13 protein-coding genes are annotated in these 17,222 nt (G+C 61.9%); 6 read left to right on the top strand and 7 right to left on the bottom strand.

The window, feature by feature from the left end; genetic code table 11:
• Nucleotides 1–34 precede the first annotated feature (34 nt).
• Together AC097A_RS01065 and AC097A_RS01060 are read right to left on the bottom strand one after the other, a co-directional pair.
• On the bottom strand, nt 35–367 hold the full coding sequence (locus tag AC097A_RS01065) for a hypothetical protein (RefSeq protein WP_479619435.1): 333 nt from the start codon (nt 365–367) through the stop codon (nt 35–37).
• A gap of 214 nt (nt 368–581) precedes the next feature.
• Nucleotides 582–1,253 (bottom strand): GntR family transcriptional regulator, encoded by a 672-nt coding sequence (locus tag AC097A_RS01060; protein ID WP_479619434.1) that lies wholly within the window; start codon nt 1,251–1,253, stop codon nt 582–584.
• Nucleotides 1,254–1,419: 166 nt separating this feature from the next.
• On the opposite strand from AC097A_RS01060, the gene scpA reads away from it, so the two are divergent.
• The 6 genes from scpA (at nt 1,420) to AC097A_RS01030 (ending at nt 11,237) form a co-directional block, all read left to right on the top strand.
• Nucleotides 1,420–3,591, top strand: coding sequence for a methylmalonyl-CoA mutase (scpA, locus tag AC097A_RS01055; protein WP_479619433.1), 2,172 nt, complete (start codon nt 1,420–1,422; stop codon nt 3,589–3,591).
• The gene (gene meaB / locus AC097A_RS01050) at nt 3,588–4,613 is read left to right on the top strand and encodes a methylmalonyl Co-A mutase-associated GTPase MeaB (RefSeq protein ID WP_479619432.1); all 1,026 of its coding nucleotides are present in this window, start codon (nt 3,588–3,590) and stop codon (nt 4,611–4,613) included. The genes scpA and meaB overlap by 4 nt, the downstream gene beginning before the upstream one ends.
• Nucleotides 4,614–4,650: 37 nt before the next feature.
• A complete protein-coding gene (locus tag AC097A_RS01045; RefSeq protein WP_479619431.1) occupies nt 4,651–6,183 on the top strand; it encodes an acyl-CoA carboxylase subunit beta in 1,533 nt (510 codons plus the stop codon).
• A gap of 33 nt (nt 6,184–6,216) precedes the next feature.
• Nucleotides 6,217–8,265, top strand: coding sequence for an acetyl-CoA carboxylase biotin carboxylase subunit (locus AC097A_RS01040; RefSeq protein WP_479619430.1), 2,049 nt, complete (start codon nt 6,217–6,219; stop codon nt 8,263–8,265).
• Entirely contained in the window at nt 8,262–8,738 is a 477-nt protein-coding gene (locus tag AC097A_RS01035; RefSeq protein WP_479619429.1) for a VOC family protein, read from the top strand. The genes AC097A_RS01040 and AC097A_RS01035 overlap by 4 nt, the downstream gene beginning before the upstream one ends.
• A 171-nt stretch (nt 8,739–8,909) precedes the next feature.
• The gene (locus AC097A_RS01030) at nt 8,910–11,237 is read left to right on the top strand and encodes a methyl-accepting chemotaxis protein (RefSeq protein WP_315478294.1); all 2,328 of its coding nucleotides are present in this window, start codon (nt 8,910–8,912) and stop codon (nt 11,235–11,237) included.
• Nucleotides 11,238–11,270: 33 nt separating this feature from the next.
• Here the strand turns inward: AC097A_RS01030 and rsxB are convergent, their stop codons facing one another.
• The 5 genes from rsxB to AC097A_RS01005 all read right to left on the bottom strand — a co-directional run bounded on the left by rsxB (nt 11,271) and on the right by AC097A_RS01005 (nt 17,194).
• Nucleotides 11,271–11,957 (bottom strand): electron transport complex subunit RsxB, encoded by a 687-nt coding sequence (rsxB, locus tag AC097A_RS01025; protein WP_479619428.1) that lies wholly within the window; start codon nt 11,955–11,957, stop codon nt 11,271–11,273.
• A complete protein-coding gene (gene phaZ / locus AC097A_RS01020; protein WP_479619427.1) occupies nt 11,954–13,381 on the bottom strand; it encodes a polyhydroxyalkanoate depolymerase in 1,428 nt (475 codons plus the stop codon). The genes rsxB and phaZ overlap by 4 nt, the downstream gene beginning before the upstream one ends.
• Nucleotides 13,382–13,427: 46 nt before the next feature.
• Nucleotides 13,428–14,783, bottom strand: coding sequence for a hypothetical protein (locus AC097A_RS01015; RefSeq protein ID WP_479619426.1), 1,356 nt, complete (start codon nt 14,781–14,783; stop codon nt 13,428–13,430).
• Between the two features lie 53 nt (nt 14,784–14,836).
• Nucleotides 14,837–16,045 carry an amino acid aminotransferase gene (locus tag AC097A_RS01010; protein WP_479619425.1) on the bottom strand — a complete coding sequence of 403 codons (1,209 nt, stop codon included), beginning with the start codon at nt 16,043–16,045 and terminating at the stop codon, nt 14,837–14,839.
• Nucleotides 16,046–16,150: 105 nt separating this feature from the next.
• Nucleotides 16,151–17,194: an NAD(P)H-dependent flavin oxidoreductase gene (locus AC097A_RS01005; protein ID WP_479619424.1), complete on the bottom strand. Its 1,044-nt coding sequence runs from the start codon at nt 17,192–17,194 to the stop codon at nt 16,151–16,153.
• Nucleotides 17,195–17,222 lie beyond the last annotated feature (28 nt).

The raw sequence follows: 17,222 nt of genomic DNA, 5'->3' as shown, positions 1-17,222 counted from the left end.
ATAGCCCCCAAGATTGTCGTTGGCGAGCAACGAGTTAAGTCTTTGATGAAGGAAACCAGCGCGCCCATTTCAGCAGCATGATCGTCATATATATACCAATCACCGACACTCCTGCATAAACAGTAGTGGAAAACCAAAAGTAGATCGGATTGGAAATTTGAAACACAGTTGACATCGACGAGCCTCTGGAAACAGCCGGGATCGCACCAATCCAGATGCCTTTGATAGTAATAAAAACAATCAAAATTGACATAAGGGCAAAGGGAAAAACCACAACCCTAGGGAACCATATGCCGAACATTTCAATGCGCTTCAATTTGTGATTCAACAATTCGCGGACTCGCTCCGCATCAGGATCGACCTCCACGGGTCTCTTCCTCGAATTCTTGGAGCGAGTTTTCTTTTTTGAATAGTCAACAACGCTCTTGGCTAGACCGGCGGTACTTGGTGGCAGTGGACGTTTCATTTGACCAAGACTATAGAGCCTATAGCGGACGTTGGCGGAGGACTCCTCCTGGCCCATATCCGCAATTCGATACAACCAGTTTCAAGCGGTGGCGGCGAGTGCATTCACTGCCAATCTACTCCGCCGCCTCCAACCCATTCGCAAAATGCTCCCGCACCCGCTGCACGGTCAGCGCGGCATCGCGCGCGGCCAGCGCTTCCATGATGGCGCGGTGTTCGGCCAGTGATTCTTCAATGCGCCCGGTCTTGAGCAGGGAATTGTGGCGGTTCAGCTTCATCACCTTGCGCAGGTCGGCCACCATCTGGTCGCGCCAGCGATTGTTGGCGATGGCCAGCAGGCGCATGTGGAACTGTTCGTTCAACGCGAAGAACTGGTCGGTGTTGGCCTTGCCGGGCTTGGCGGCCGTCTCCAGCGCTCTGTGCAGGCTCTGCAGTTCTTTCAGTTCCGCATCGGTGGCTTTGGTGGCCACCACGCCAGCGGCGTCGCTCTCCAGCAGGCTGAGCAGGTGGTACACGTCGGACAGGTCTTGCTGCGACACCTCGGTCACATAAGCGCCGCGGCGCACCTTCATGGTCACCAGGCCTTCGGTGGCCAGCACCTTCAGCGCCTCGCGCAGCGGCGTGCGGCTGATGCCAAATTCTTCGGCAATCTTGAGTTCGTCAATCCAGCTGCCGGGCTCCAGTTCGCGCTTGAAGATGCGCTGGCGCAGCAGTTCGGCCACTTCCTCATACAGAGGGCGGGGGGCCAGCGAGACAGCGGGGCGGGTTTCAGGCATCGTGGTGGGCATGCGGTGTGGGGCGGCCAGTTCAAAAAAGTTGGGAGATTGTAAGCTGCAACCAATATTCTGAATCAATAATTATGAATAATGTAAACTCGCTTCCACCCCAACGCTGCCGGGATTACCCTCCCGGTTCCACCTTGGGGGAGCCCATGAATGACCCGCGGACCACGCCATGACTGACCAGAACCCTGAATTCAAAACCGCCACGCTGGAGCAGTGGGCCAAAGCGGCTGCCAAGTCTGCGCCCGGCGGCAATGTGGACGCGCTGAACTGGATCACGCCCGACGGCATCGCGGTCAAGCCGCTGTACACGGCGGCGGACACAGCCAGCCTGCAACACGCCGACACGCTGCCCGGCTTTGAGCCCTACCTGCGCGGCCCGCAGGCCACGATGTACGCGGTGCGCCCCTGGACGATCCGCCAGTACGCGGGCTTCTCCACCGCCGAAGAATCCAACGCGTTCTACCGCAAGGCGCTGGCCGCAGGCGGGCAGGGCGTGTCGGTCGCGTTTGACTTGGCTACCCACCGCGGTTACGACTCGGACCATCCGCGCGTAACGGGCGATGTGGGCAAGGCGGGTGTGGCGATTGATTCGGTCGAGGACATGAAGATCCTGTTCGACCAGATTCCGCTGGACAAGGTGTCGGTCTCGATGACGATGAATGGCGCGGTGTTGCCGGTGTTGGCGGGCTATGTGGTTGCGGCCGAAGAGCAGGGCGTGGCGCAAGACCAGTTGAGCGGAACGATTCAGAACGACATTCTGAAAGAGTTCATGGTGCGCAACACCTACATCTACCCGCCCGCGCCCAGCATGCGCATCATCGGCGACATCATTGGCTACACGGCCAAGAACATGCCCAAGTTCAACTCGATCAGCATCTCGGGTTACCACATGCAGGAGGCGGGCGCGAACCAGGCGCTGGAGCTGGCCTTCACGCTGGCCGACGGCAAAGAGTATGTGAAGACCGCCATTGCCACCGGGCTGGATGTGGACGACTTTGCCGGGCGCCTGTCGTTCTTCTGGGCGATTGGCATGAACTTCTATTTGGAGGTCGCCAAGATGCGCGCGGCGCGCCTGCTGTGGTGCCGCATCATGAAGGGCTTTGACGCGAAGAACCCGAAGAGTCTGATGCTGCGCACGCATTGCCAAACCAGCGGCTGGAGCCTGACCGAGCAAGACCCGTACAACAACGTGGTGCGCACTACCATCGAGGCGATGGCTGCCGTGTTTGGCGGCACGCAAAGCCTGCACACTAATGCGCTGGATGAAGCCATTGCGCTGCCGACCGAGTTCTCCAGCCGCATTGCGCGCAACACGCAGCTCATCATCCAGGAAGAAACCCACATCACCAATGTGATCGACCCCTGGGCCGGCAGCTACATGATGGAGAAGCTGACGCAGGACATGGCGGACGCGGCGTGGAAGATCATTGAAGAAGTGGAAGCCATGGGCGGCATGACCAAGGCTGTGGACAGCGGCTGGGCCAAGCTGAAGATTGAAGCCGCCGCGGCCGAAAAGCAGGCGCGCATCGACAGCGGGCAAGACGTGATCGTGGGCGTCAACAAATACAAGCTGAAGAACGAAGACGTGGTGGAAGCGCGCGACATTGACAACGTGGCAGTGCGCGAGTCGCAGGTGGCTCGCTTGAAAGAAATCAGGTCAAAACGCGATGTAGCCCTCGTGGATGCTGCGCTAGCAGCTATCACTTTTGCAGCAGAAAGTGGCACGGGCAACCTGCTGGACTTGTCCATCCAGGCCGTGCGCCTGCGCGCCACGGTGGGCGAGGTGAGCGACGCGCTGGAAAAAGCCTTTGGCCGCCACCGTGCGGATACCAACAAGGTCAGCGGCGTGTACGCTGCGGCTTACGACAGCGCCAATGGAGACACCATGGAGTACTGGAACACGCTGAAAGCTGACATTGCCGCCTTTGCCGACAAGCAAGGCCGCCGCCCGCGCGTGATGATCAGCAAGCTGGGCCAGGACGGCCACGACCGCGGCGCCAAAGTGGTAGCCACCGCGTTTGCCGACCTGGGCTTTGACGTGGACATGGGACCGCTGTTCCAGACCCCCGAAGAATGCGCCCGCCAGGCGATTGAAAACGACGTGCACGCGGTCGGTGTATCCACGCTCGCCGCAGGCCACAAGACCTTGGTGCCCGCCATCATTGCCGAGCTGAAAAAGCAGGGCGCGGACGACATCATCGTCTTCGTCGGCGGCGTGATCCCGCGGCAAGACTACGACTTCTTGTACGCCGCAGGCGTCAAGGGCATCTACGGCCCGGGCACGCCGATCCCGGTGAGCGCGCGCGACGTGCTGAGTCAGATTGAAAAGGCCCTCGGGTGACCCCTGAATCGGTTCAGGCCGGTTTGCTGGGCGGCGAGTCGCCCGAGCAGCGCCGCGCCATCGCCAAAGCCATCACGCTGCTGGAGTCCACGCGGGTGGACCACCGCGCGCAGGGCGATGCACTGTTAACTGCGCTGCTGCCGCACACCGGCAAGTCCTTGCGTATCGGCATCAGCGGCGTGCCGGGTGTAGGCAAGTCCACCTTCATCGAAGCGCTGGGCCTGTACCTGATTGAGCAGGGCCACCGCGTGGCGGTGCTCACCATCGATCCGTCTTCCTCCGTGTCCGGTGGCTCCATCTTGGGTGACAAGACGCGCATGGAAAAACTCTCCATGCATGAGAAGGCCTTTATCCGCCCCAGCCCGAGCAGCGGCACGCTGGGTGGCGTGGCCGAGAAGACGCGCGAGGCCATGCTGGTCTGCGAGGCTGCGGGCTATGACATCGTGATTGTGGAAACCGTGGGCGTGGGCCAGAGCGAGACGGCGGTGCAGGGCATGACGGACATGTTTGTGCTGATGCAACTGCCCAACGCGGGCGACGATTTGCAGGCCATCAAGAAGGGCGTGATGGAGTTGGCGGACCTGGTGGTCATCAACAAGGCGGATATTGACGCCGATGCGGCCACACGTGCACAAGCCATGATCACCTCCAGCCTGCGGCTGCTGGGCATGCATGGAAATCCGAATGACCCGCACAGTGACAAACACTGGCAGCCCAGAGTGATGTCGCTCAGTGCCTTGCATGGCACCGGTGTGGACACCTTCTGGGCGGCGGTGAGCGAATTCCAAACCTTGCAGAACGCCAATGGCCTGTTCCACACCCGCCGCCAAAACCAGTCGCTGGCATGGATGTGGGAGCGTATTGACGCGGGGCTCAAGCACGCGTTCAAGCACAACCCGGCGGTGCGCGAAGCCTTGCCGCGGTTGACCGCAGCGGTGCAGGCGGGCGAGCTGGCAGCCAGCACTGCAGCACGAAATCTGCTCTCAGCCTCCGAATCCATTGCGCCAGCAGCTCCTAAATAGATAGCAATTAGAACGTTTCAGACGAGAAGGATTTTCCATGCAAGCCATTCTTGAACAACTCGAAGCCAAGCGCGAACTCGCGCGCCAGGGCGGCGGCGAAAAACGCATCGCCGCCCAACACAAAAAGGGCAAACTCACCGCGCGCGAGCGGCTGGAGATCCTGTTGGACGAAGGCACGTTTGAAGAGTGGGACATGTTTGTCGAACACCGCTGCGTGGACTTCGGCATGCAGGACCAGAAGATTCCTGGCGACGGCGTGGTCACCGGCTACGGCATGATCAACGGGCGCCTGGTGTTTGTGTTTAGCCAAGACTTCACGGTGTTTGGCGGCGCATTGAGCGAGGCGCATGCAGAGAAGATTTGCAAGGTGATGGACCAGGCGATGAAGGTCGGCGCGCCGGTGATTGGCCTCAACGATTCGGGCGGCGCGCGCATTCAGGAAGGCGTTGCCAGCTTGGGCGGTTATGCCGATGTGTTCCAGCGCAACGTGATGGCCAGCGGCGTGATTCCGCAGATCAGCATGATCATGGGCCCCAGCGCTGGCGGCGCGGTGTACAGCCCGGCCATGACCGATTTCATCTTCATGGTGAAAGACTCCAGCTACATGTTCGTCACCGGCCCCGAGGTGGTGAAGACGGTGACGCACGAAGAAGTGACCGCCGAAGAGCTGGGCGGCGCCATCACCCACACCACCAAGAGCGGAGTGGCCGATCTGGCGTTTGAGAACGACGTGGAAGCGCTGCTGATGCTGCGCCGCCTCTACAACTACCTGCCGCTGAACAACCGCGAGAAAGCCCCGGTGCGAAAGAGCGGCGACCCCAGCGATCGCAAGGACTTGAGCCTGGACACGCTGGTGCCTGAGAACGCCAACAAGGCCTATGACATGAAGGAGCTCATCGTCAAGACCGTGGACGATGGCGACTTTTTCGAGATCCAGCCCGAGTACGCCAAAAACATCATCATTGGCTTCGCCCGCATGGACGGCCAGACGATTGGCATCGTGGCCAACCAGCCGCTGGTTTTGGCCGGTTGCCTGGACATCAAGAGCAGTATCAAGGCCGCGCGCTTTGTACGCTTCTGTGATGCGTTCAACATCCCGGTGATCACATTTGTGGACGTGCCCGGCTTCATGCCCGGCACTTCGCAAGAATACGGCGGCATCATCAAGCACGGCGCGAAGCTGCTCTATGCGTATGCCGAATGCACCGTGCCCAAGATCACCGTGATCACCCGCAAGGCCTATGGCGGCGCGTATGACGTGATGAGTTCCAAACATTTGCGCGGCGACGTCAACTTCGCATGGCCCAACGCCGAGATCGCGGTGATGGGCGCCAAGGGCGCTGTGGAAATCATCTTCCGCGAAGACAAGGGCGACCCCGCCAAGCTGGCCGCGAAGGAGGCCGAATACAAGGCCCGCTTTGCAAACCCGTTTGTCGCTGGCGCGCGCGGCTTTATCGACGACGTGATCCTGCCGCATGAAACCCGCAAGCGCATTTGCCGCAGCCTGGTGATGCTCAAGGACAAGAAGCTGGAAAACCCGTGGCGCAAGCACGGGAACATCCCCCTCTGATCGCCGCCTGAGAACAAAAAAAGGACAAGCACCATGTTCACCAAAATTCTGATCGCCAACCGTGGCGAAATCGCCTGCCGCGTGATTGCTACCGCCAAGAAAATGGGTATCAAGACGGTTGCCGTCTACTCGGATGCCGACAAGGAAGCCCGCCACGTGGCGTTGGCTGATGAGGCCGTCAACATCGGCCCCGCGCCCAGCCGCGAGAGTTATTTGCTGGCCGACAAGATCATTGCCGCCTGCAAGCAGACCGGCGCACAAGCGGTGCACCCCGGCTACGGCTTCCTGAGCGAGAACGCCGAGTTCTCCAAACGCGTGGAAGAAGAGGGCATCATCTTCATCGGCCCCAAGCACTATTCGATTGGCGCCATGGGCGACAAGATCGAATCGAAGAAGCTGGCGGGCAAGGCGGGTGTGAACTGCATTCCCGGTGTCAACGATGCGATTGAAACCGCCGAGAAGGCCGTCGAGATTGCCAAGGGCATTGGTTACCCCGTGATGATCAAGGCGTCGGCGGGCGGCGGTGGCAAGGGCCTGCGCGTGGCTTTCAACGACAAGGAAGCGCTGGAGGGTTTCACGTCGTGCCGCAACGAGGCGCGCAACAGCTTTGGCGATGACCGTGTGTTCATCGAGAAGTTTGTCGAGGAACCCCGCCATATCGAAATCCAGCTCATTGGCGACAGCCATGGCAATGTGATTTACCTCAACGAGCGCGAATGCTCGATCCAGCGCCGCCACCAGAAAGTGATTGAAGAGGCGCCAAGCCCCTTCATCAGCGACGCGACGCGCAAGGCCATGGGCGAGCAGGCGGTGGCACTGGCCAAAGCGGTGAAGTACCAAAGCGCAGGCACGGTGGAGTTTGTGGTCGGCAAGGACCAGAGCTTTTACTTTCTGGAAATGAACACGCGCTTGCAGGTGGAGCACCCGGTCACCGAGGCCATCACCGGCCTGGACTTGGTGGAGCTGATGATTCGCGTGGCCGCGGGTGAAAAGCTGCCGCTGGAACAGCAAGATGTGCAGCGTAACGGCTGGGCTATTGAGTGCCGCATCAACGCCGAAGACCCGTTCCGCAATTTCCTGCCCAGCACCGGCCGCCTGGTGCGTTTTGCGCCACCCGAGCAGACCATGTGGCAAGGAAATACGGCCGACCTGCTGGGTGTGCGGGTGGACACCGGTGTGCAGGACGGCGGCGAGATTCCGATGTTTTACGACTCGATGATTGCCAAACTCATCGTGCATGGCAAAGACCGGTTGGACGCGATTGCCAAGATGCGCGAAGCGCTGAACGGCTTTGTGATCCGCGGGGTATCCAGCAACATTCCGTTCCAGGCCGCGTTGCTGGCACATCCCAAGTTTGTGGCGGGGGATTTCAACACTGGGTTTATTGCCGAGAACTACGGCAAGGGCTTTTTTGCGGAAGACGTGCCGCACGACGATGCGTCCTTTCTCACCGCGTTGGCCGCCTTTGTGCGCCGCAAGTCGCGTGAGCGTGCGGCGGGCCTGTCGGGCCAACTGCCCGGCTACGCGGTGGACGCCGGCAAGGACTATGTGGTGGTGACGCTGGATGCGGCGGGCAACCACCGCTACGCGCCGGTGCATGTGGATGAGTTTGAAGGCGAAACCGGCTCTGCGCGAGTCACCGTGAGCGCTAGCAGCTATGTTATTCGTAGCAAATCGCGCCTCAACGATATTGCCATCACCGGCACGGTCAACGGAAAAACCTTCACCGCGCAAATTGAACGCGGCACGCCCAAGAACCCGCTGGCCCTGCGGGTGCAGCACAACGGCACCCGCATCGACGCGCTGGTCATGTCCCCGCGCATGGCCGAGCTGCATGCGCTGATGCCGCACAAGGCGCCGCCTGACATGAGCCGCTACGTGCTCTCGCCCATGCCGGGCTTGTTGGTGGACGTGGCCGTAGTGCCCGGCCAGAAGGTGCAGGCCGGTGAACGTGTGGCTGTGATCGAGGCGATGAAGATGGAAAACGTGCTGTTTGCCGCTGCCGATGGTGTGGTGGGCAAGGTGTTGGCGTCCAAGGGCGAAAGCCTGAGCGTGGACCAGGCGATTGTGGAGTTTGTATGAGCCAGAACACCAGGCCCTTCAAGGTGCTGGGCATCCAGCAAATCGCCATTGGTGGCCCTGACAAAAAGCGCCTGCAAACCCTGTGGGTGGACATGCTGGGCCTGCAGGTCACCGGTACCTTCCAAAGCGAGAAAGAGAACGTGGACGAGGACATCTGCGCCATGGGAATCGGGCCTTACAAGGTGGAAGTAGACCTGATGCAGCCGCTGGACCCGGACAAAAAGCCAGCGGTGCATACCACGCCGCTGAACCATGTGGGCCTGTGGATCGACAACCTGCCGGTGGCCGTGGAGTGGCTCACCGCCAAGGGCGTGCGTTTTGCGCCCGGCGGCATCCGCAAGGGGGCAGCGGGGTACGACATCACCTTTTTGCACCCCAAAAGCAACGATGAATTTCCGATTGCGGGCGAGGGCGTGTTGATTGAGCTGGTGCAGGCACCGCCCGATGTGATCCAGGCTTTGTCTGCGCACTAGGCGGTTTGCATGGCATTTGGCCGGGCTTTTACGGGTTTCTTGGCGTTTGCTCCGCTATCGGTAGGGTTACAGTCAGCCAAAAGTGCTTGAATAAACACATACCTTTGGCAGTTTGGACAGGGGTTCACTGGTTTTGCGGGCCCGCGCTGTAGCGCAGACGAGGAGACAAGAATGAAGCTGGGTAAGGTTTTTTCCGCCGGTATTTGGCTGATGCGCCGCATGCGCTTTGGCGTGAAGCTGGGTTTGGTGACGGTGGTGGTGCTCGTGCCCCTGTTTTTCATCGCTGCCGAGCTGATTGGCCGGGAGCGCAGTGAAATCGCCATGACCCGCGCTGAGCTGGTGGGCATTGCCATGGTGGAGGATGCCAGTGCGCTGGTCCGCCAACTGCAAACCCACCGTGGGCAGACCAATATGCTTTTGTCTGGCAACACCGCCGTGCAAGGCGCCCGCGACAAAACCCGCGAATCCCTGAAGACAGCGCGTGACCAGCTGGATGCCAACGTCAACCGCCAGGCCGGCACCGTGAGCAGTGCCGAGTGGAAGGCGCTGCGGGAGCGCGTGGATGCCCTCATTCCGGCGCTGGAGGGCAAGGCTGCGCCTGCAAGCTTTGCGCTGCACACCGCTTTGATTGAAGACTTGGCGCGTTTTGTCTACGGCATTGCCAACGAATCCAGTCTCTTGTTCGATCCTGACCCGGTGACCTATACGCTGATGGACATGGCCGTGTCGCGCCTGATTCCTTGGACCGAACAGGTCGGGCGCCTGCGCGGGCAGGGGGCAGGTTTGCTGAGCCAGCCCACCCTGGATGAGAACGGCGCCACCCGGGTGCGCACCCAGCTCGACGCGCTGGACGCTTGGGCGCAGGATGTGAAGTACGCCCAGACGCTGATGCAGGCCATGGGGGTGAAAGAGCCCTTGGGCGAAAAAGCGTTGGAAGCCAGCAGCAGTTTTTCCAAACTGGCGCGTGAGCGTTTCGCTGCCGGGGCTGCCACGGGCGAATCGCAAACCTATTTCAACGCTGGAACGCAGACCATTGAGGCGATCGCTGCGTACCAAAGCTCGGCGGTACAAGGTGTTCACCGCCTGCTGCAGCAGCGCCTGGACCGCACGGTCACGATGCTGTGGGTTACCGCTGGGGTGAGCGTACTCACCGTGTTGGCGCTGCTGTATTTCATGTTGTCGTTTAACTTCAGTTTCTTGCAGGACTTGCGCCAGGTGCTGCGATTCATGGAGGAGACTGCCAGTGGAAATTTGCGCCACACGGTCAAAATTCGTGGCAAAGACGAGCTGTCGGAAATGTCCCATGCCATGGATGTGATGGTGAACAACATTTCCGTCATGGTGGCCAGTGTGCGCAGCAACTCGGCGCTGGTGGCCAATTCCGGGGATGTGCTGGTGACGGGCAATGAGGCTTTGTCGGGCCGTACCGAGCAACAGGCCGCCAACCTGGAAGAAACCTCGGCCAGCGTGCAGGAGCTGTCTTCCACCGTGAAGGACAACGCCCACACCGCCCAAAAGTCCGACCAAGCCGCGCAAGCGGTGCGCGGCGTGGCGGAGCAGGGCGCGCAGGGCATGGTGGAGGCGATTGCTTCGGTGGAGGCGATTGAGGCCAGCACCAAACGCATGGACGAAATCGTGGGTGTGATCGATGGCTTGGCGTTCCAGACCAACATCCTGGCGCTGAATGCAGCGGTGGAGGCCGCCCGTGCCGGTGAGTCGGGTCGTGGCTTTGCCGTGGTGGCGACTGAGGTCCGTTCGCTGGCGCAGCGGTCCGCAGCGTCAGCCAAGGAGATTCGCCAACTCATTGGCGCTTCCAGTGCCCAGGTGGCGACCGGGGTGGCCCAAATCCGTGCGGCCGGCGCCAACATCACACGCATTGTGGATGGTGTGCGCGATGTGGCGGCCAATATGTCGCACATCTCGGCCTCCAGCGCCGAGCAGAGCAACAGCCTGGCGGAAATCACGACAGCGATTCGCCAGCTCGACGAGATTACCCAGCAGAACGCCGCCATGGTGGAGCAGGCTGTGAGCCAGGCCACCGCCCTGCAGGAGCGCGCGAGTGTGCTGTCGGATGCGGTGTCGGTGTTCAAGCTGCAGCAGGGTTCGGCTGATGAGGCCCGTGCCCTGGTGGAGCGGGCTCTGTCACTGCGCCGCGGGGCGGGTAGCCGCGATGCCTTTGTGCGCGAGGTTACGCCCAAGGAAAGCGCTTTGTTTGATCGCGATATGTATGTGTTTGTACTGGACCGCAGTGGCCAGTACCTGGCCTTTGGTGGCAACCCGGCCAAGGTGGGCACCCGCGTGCAGGACGTAGCCGGTATCGACGGCAACGCCCTGATGGCCTCCATCATCGGCCAGGCCTCGGTGGCCCCAGGCTGGGTGGAATACGACATCGTCAACCCGCTCAACGGCAAGGTGCAGACCAAGATGTCGTATGTGGTGCAGGTGGACGATGTGTTCGTTGGCTGCGGCGTCTACAAAAACCTGATGGCCGCGCTGTAAAGCTGCGTCGGCACTGGCTGCGGCTGCGGTCGTTTAGCTGCTGCCACCGGGCTTTGCACGGGCCCGGGCGCGCGCCAAGGCCGCCTCAATCACGGCACGCTTTTGGTCCAGCACGGCCGGGTCGGTGTGTTGGGAGTGGGCGGGCAGGTCGGCCAGCTTCATTTCTGCTTTGTCCTGTAGCCGCTGGGAATGTTCTGCCTCCTCGCGGCTGCGGCGGCTTTGGCGCGCGCTGTAGCGGGTGCGGGCCTCGTCAGCCAGCGGCTGGGGCCAGGCGCTCCAGCCGGTCTGGTTGCCGCTCACGTTCTCCAGCAGGATGCAGTCCACCGGGCAAACCGGCAAGCACAGCTCGCAGCCCGTGCAGTGTTGCTCCAGCACCGTGTGCATACGTTTGTTGCTGCCCATGATGGCGTCGGTGGGGCAGGCATCTATGCACAGGGTGCAGCCGATGCACCAGTTCTCGTCGATGAAGGCCACGCTGCGCGGCGCTTCCACCCCAAAGGCGGGGTCTAGCGGCAACACGGGCTGGCCGGTGATGGCCGCCAGACGCGTGATGCCTTCGGCCCCGCCGGGCGGACACTGGTTGATGCCGGCTTCGCCCACTGCCATGGCGTGTGCGTAGGCGGCGCAGTCGGGGTAGCCGCAGCGGGTGCACTGCGTTTGGGGCAGAGCGTCCAGCAGGCGCTGCACCAGGGGCGGTGCAGCTGTCGTGCCCGCGGTCACTTGCTCTTGACGCTGCGCTTGGTTGCTACCTTTTTAGGAGCTGTTGGCGCAGGTTTTACGGGGGCTGCGGCCACTTTTTTAGCCGAAACGGGTTTGGCGGCAGGCTTGGAAACTGTTGGTGCTGGCGCTGGTTTGGCGGTCGGTTCGGCCTTGGCAACAGGTAGCGGGTGCGCCTTGATAAAGGCCTTGACCTGCGGGTACACATGCTCGCGCCAGCGGCGGCCGGAGAAAATGCCGTAGTGGCCTGCACCCTTGGCCTCAAAGTGGCGCTGCTGGCTCTTGGGCACGCCGCTGCAGATGTCGTGCACGGCTTCGGTCTGGCCGGCGCCGGAGATGTCGTCGAGCTCACCTTCCACCGACATCAGCGCGGTGGTCTTGATGTCAGCCGGCTTCACACGTTCCAGCTTGCCTTGGGGGTTCTTCACATCCCAGGTGCCATTGACCAGGCTGAACTCCTGGAACACCACCTGGATGGTCTCCAGGTAATAGTCTGCGTCCATGTCCAGCACGGCGTTGTACTCGTCGTAGAACTTGCGGTGGGCTTCGGTGCTGGCGTCGTCACCCTTGATCAGGTCTTTGAAGTAGTCGTAGTGGCTCTTGGCGTGGTGGTCGGGGTTCATGGCCACAAAACCGGTGTGCTGCAAAAAGCCGGGGTAGACGCGGCGGCCCGCACCGGGGAAGTTGCTGGGCACGCGGTAGATCACGTTGTTCTCAAACCAGCTGTGGCTCTTGTTCATGGCCAGGTTGTTCACCGCGGTGGGCGACTTGCGGGCGTCAATCGGGCCGCCCATCATGGTCATGGTCAGCGGCGTGGTCTCGCCGCGGCTGGCCATCAGCGACACGGCGGCCAGCACTGGCACGGTAGGCTGGCACACGCTCATCACATGGCAGTTGCCGTACTTGCCCTGCACGTGGCGGATGAACTCCTGCACATAGTTCACGTAGTCGTCAAGGTGGAATTCGCCGTCTGCCAGCGGCACCAGACGGGCGTTTTTCCAGTCGGTGATATAGACCTTGTGGTCCTTTAGCATGGTCTTGACCGTGTCCCGCAGCAGCGTGGCGTAGTGGCCCGACAGCGGCGCGACGATCAACACGACGGGCTGGCCCTTGATCTTTCCCAGGGTGGTCGTGTCGTCGGTAAAGCGCTTGAAGCGGCGCAGTTCACAAAAGGGTTTGTTCAATTCCACGCGTTCGTGGATGGCCACGTCGACGCCGTCCACATCGATGGTGCGCAGGCCGAACTCGGGTTTTTCGTAGTCCTTGCCCAGGCGGTGCATCAGGTCGTAACCCGCCGACAGGCGCTGGGCAAAGGGGTTTTGCCCCACCACCGACAGCGGGTTGTTGTAGAGCTTGGCAGCGGCCAGTGCCAGGTCAGAAAACGGCTCCATCAGGGAGCGTTGGGTTTCGTAAAGCTGGTACAGCATGGGGGAACCTCAGGAAATGTTGCAGTGCAATATAACAGCAATGGTCTTAATAACGGTTGCCGGATTTGACAATGGCACGCAGGGCATTGCGGCTGTGTGCACCAAAATTGCCCATTAATTCGGCCACCAAGGCCTGCAACCGTGCACGTCGCGTAGGGTCTTGTGCCAGCAGGTCTGGCAGCAAACGCATGGTCGCATCTTGGGGCTGCAAGTCAATCAGGGCTTCTGCCACCCACTCGGGCGGCAGGGTTTCCAGTAGCGTGCGCTGGGCGTTGTCGGCCAGGGCGGCGGTCTGGGCGGCCACCACGGTGCGCAGGTAGCGGTCATTCCACTCGGGGTAGCTGCTGTCTTTGTCCTGTGTTTGCAGGGCTTTGGTGCTCTGGGGCAGTAGCTGGGCCTGCAGGGCGTCCAGCACCAGCCGCTGGTTGGTGATGGCGCGGATGCGCGCATTGCGCGGGCCGGGCAGCCCCATGCGGGCCAGGGTGTTGTAGGCCAGCAGCTTGGCGCTGGACTCCCCGGGCGCCAGGCGGGCGTGGTAGGGGTGGGTCAGGCTTTGCAGGTAGTGCAGGGCCAGGCCGGCAAACCGCCAACCCCAGTAGTCGTGCCCGGTGCGCAGCGCCAGGGCGGACAGGCTGGAGTACTGGTAATACCGCGCCTGCACCATGGAGCGTTTGGCCCAGGGGGCGACGCTGTACAACATGCGGTCTTCGTGGAAAAACCCCACGTCAAATGGCCGCTGTGATGCGGCGGCTGAGCCCAGGTTGCCAAACGGCTGTTTGCCCAGTCCCCATAATTTGCCCCAGCCGGTGGGGCTGTCTTCCCACAAAAAGCTGTCCAACCCGTAGTCGGGCTCATCGGTGGCGGTGGCCAGCACGGCCAAGGGGCTGACCAGATCACCCGGCTTGAGGGCGACAAAGCGCTTCTCGGCATGGGCGGCATGGGGCGGGGGCAGGCTGCTTACGTCGGCCAGGCTTAACGTGGCGTAGCCGGCCTGCAAGCCATCGCTGCCTTTGGCGTCCGGCTCCAAGAATAGGCTGAGCTTGCTGTTGGGGGCGATGCGCAAGGCGGCCAAAAAGGCCTGTCGACGGGCCTCGTCGCTGCGTTGGGGGTTGGCCACAAAGGCCAGGGCATCGGGGAGCGCGGGGTAATACTCCACGGCGGCCATAGCCCAGGCCTCCTGGCTGGCCAGCAGTGCTTCCAGTGTCTGCTCCTGGGCGCGCAAGAACGTGTCCAGCGACTCGACCACGGCCCGCGGGGCCTGGCTGAGTTCTGGCATACCTTCCAATGCCCGGTAGCTGGCCTGCGTGTGGTTGCCACCGGCCCAGGCCGACGTGCCAACCACGCACCAAACCAGCGTCAGGCAAAGGGTGCGCAGCCGGGTCAAACGCTGTTTGCTATGCATTTAATAGCTGCTTGCGCATATTGCATGCGGGCTAGCAGCATATTGGGCTTGGATCAAATGACCTTGGCGATGGCCGCGCACACGTAGTCGATGTTTTTGCTGTTCAGCGCGGCAACACACATGCGGCCGGTGTCGGTGCCGTAGACACCAAACTCGCTGCGCAGGCGCACCATCTGGTCCTTGGAGAGACCGGAGTAGCTGAACATGCCGATCTGGGTGGTGATGAAGGACATGTCCTGCTTCACACCGGCAGCCTTCAGGCCGTCGACCAGTTTCTGGCGCATGGCCTTGATACGCACGCGCATCTCGCCCAGTTCTTTTTCCCACAGCGCGCGCAGCTCGGGGTTGTTCAACACCGCAGCCACCACGGCACCACCGTGGGTGGGTGGGTTGGAGTAGTTGGTGCGAATGACGATCTTGAGCTGCGAGAGCACGCGGCCGGCTTCTTCCTTGTCCTTGCAGAGCACGGACAGGCCGCCGACGCGTTCGCCGTACAGGCTGAAGCTCTTGGAGAACGAGGTGGACACAAAGAAGTTCAGGCCAGCGGCGACAAACTTGGCGATCACGGCGCCGTCTTCAGAGATACCGTAGCCAAAGCCCTGGTAGGCCATGTCCAGGAAAGGTGTGAGGTTCTTGGCCTTCACCACGGCAATCACCTGGTCCCATTGCTCGGGGGTGATGTCATAGCCGGTGGGGTTGTGGCAGCAGGCGTGCAACACCACCACGGTGCCAGCGGCAGCAGCGTTCAGGCTGGCCAGGTAGCCTTCAAAGTTCACGCCACCCTTGCCGCCATTGGCTGCGGCGTCAAAGTACGCATAGGTGCCCACTTCAAAGCCGGCGTTGGTGAACAGCGCACGGTGGTTTTCCCAGCTGGGGTCAGAGATCAGCACCTTGGCGGCGGGGTTCAGTTTCTTCAAAAAGTCAGCGCCAATCTTCAGGCCGCCGGTGCCGCCAATGGCCTGCACGGTGGCCACGCGGCCGGAGGTGACGGGTTCGCTGTCAGTGCCAAACACCAGGCCTTTGACGGCGTTGTCGTAGGCCACGATGCCGTCGATGGGCAGGTAGCCGCGCGCGGTGGGCTTGTCCATCATGGTTTTCTCAGCGGCTTGCACGCATTGCAGCAGGGGCAGCTTGCCGTTGTCGTCGAAATACACGCCCACGCCCAGGTTCACTTTGTTGGGGTTGGTGTCAGCGTTGAATTGTTCATTCAGACCCAGGATGGGGTCGCGGGGAGCCATTTCGACGGCGGAGAAAAGAGACATGGAAGAGTCCTGTGATTGGAATGTCGGGGGATTACCCACTCCGCGGCCTGCGATGCGGGTAATCCCTATTTTACCGGGCACCGCGCTGGTGCCTTTTCTGGGTGCTTAACGCGCCAGGCCCTCTGCCAGTGCACGCGTCACTTCAGCGGCGGGCACATTGCGGCAATGTGAGGCGTTTTGACCGCTCCACAAAGGGGTGAAGTCGGTGCTGCCTTGGCTCTCGGCGCGGGCGCGCAGCGGAGCGATGGCGCTGGTGGCCAGCGGAAAGGCTGGGGCAGCGGGGCTCAGCGGTCCCAGTTCGCGCATCAGCCGGTTCATGATGCCGCGCGCCGGGCGGCCGGTGAACAGGGTGGTGAGCGCGGTGTGGCGCGCGGCCGGGCTTTGCAGCACCGCGCGGTGCAGGGCGGAGGTGGTGGACTCGGGGCAGCACATGTAGGCGGTGCCAATTTGCACGGCCGATGCACCCAACGCCATGGCTGCAGCCACGCCATCCGCATCGGCAATGCCACCCGCGGCAATCACCGGCACGGTCACGGCCTGCACGATCTGCGGCAGCAGCGCCATCGTGCCCACCTGGGTGCTCAGGTCGTCACTCAGGAAGATGCTGCGGTGTCCCCCCGCTTCCAAGCCCTGGGCAATGACGGCGTCGGCACCGTGATCCTGCAGCCAGACGGCCTCGTCCACCGTGGTGGCGGATGCCAGTACCAGGCTGCCCCAGCTTTTGACACGAGCTAGCAGGGGGGCGGAGGGCAGGCCAAAGTGGAAGCTCATCACGGCAGGCTTGAAGGCTTCGACTACGTCGGCCACCTGGTCGCTGAAGGGCGCGCGGCCCGGGCCAGGGACGATGTCCGCCAGCGATAGCCCAAGCTCGGTGTAATAAGGCCGCAAGGCCTGCCGCCAGATTTCATCGCGCGCGGGGTCGGGCGCAGGGGGCGTGTGGCAAAAGAAGTTGACGTTGTAGGGTTTGTCAGTCAGCGCAGTCAGTTGTGTGAGTTCGGCACGCAGCCCATCCAGACTCAGCATGGCGGCGGGAATGGACCCCAGGCCACCGGCATTGCAGACGGCGGCGGCCAAGGCATGGCCTTGCACGCCCGCCATGGGAGCCTGAATCAGGGGGAGGGCGGTGCCCAGGAAAGAGGGGTTTGGCATGGTGGGTTCCTGCAGATTCGCGGTCTAG

The sequence above is a fragment of the Rhodoferax sp. XS2R6 genome (genome assembly GCF_056521365.1).
This window is presented reverse-complemented; position numbering and strand designations above follow the sequence as displayed.

What these genes read in the sequence shown, in the direction of transcription:
- AC097A_RS01060 (WP_479619434.1), bottom strand. Translation starts at nt 1,253, where the DNA reads ATGCCCACCACGATGCCTGAAACCCGCCCCGCTGTCTCGCTGGCCCCC.
- scpA (WP_479619433.1), top strand. Translation starts at nt 1,420, where the DNA reads ATGACTGACCAGAACCCTGAATTCAAAACCGCCACGCTGGAGCAGTGG.
- AC097A_RS01045 (WP_479619431.1), top strand. Translation starts at nt 4,651, where the DNA reads ATGCAAGCCATTCTTGAACAACTCGAAGCCAAGCGCGAACTCGCGCGC.
- AC097A_RS01040 (WP_479619430.1), top strand. Translation starts at nt 6,217, where the DNA reads ATGTTCACCAAAATTCTGATCGCCAACCGTGGCGAAATCGCCTGCCGC.
- AC097A_RS01035 (WP_479619429.1), top strand. Translation starts at nt 8,262, where the DNA reads ATGAGCCAGAACACCAGGCCCTTCAAGGTGCTGGGCATCCAGCAAATC.
- AC097A_RS01030 (WP_315478294.1), top strand. Translation starts at nt 8,910, where the DNA reads ATGAAGCTGGGTAAGGTTTTTTCCGCCGGTATTTGGCTGATGCGCCGC.
- phaZ (WP_479619427.1), bottom strand. Translation starts at nt 13,381, where the DNA reads ATGCTGTACCAGCTTTACGAAACCCAACGCTCCCTGATGGAGCCGTTT.
- AC097A_RS01015 (WP_479619426.1), bottom strand. Translation starts at nt 14,783, where the DNA reads ATGCATAGCAAACAGCGTTTGACCCGGCTGCGCACCCTTTGCCTGACG.
- AC097A_RS01010 (WP_479619425.1), bottom strand. Translation starts at nt 16,045, where the DNA reads ATGTCTCTTTTCTCCGCCGTCGAAATGGCTCCCCGCGACCCCATCCTG.
- AC097A_RS01005 (WP_479619424.1), bottom strand. Translation starts at nt 17,194, where the DNA reads ATGCCAAACCCCTCTTTCCTGGGCACCGCCCTCCCCCTGATTCAGGCT.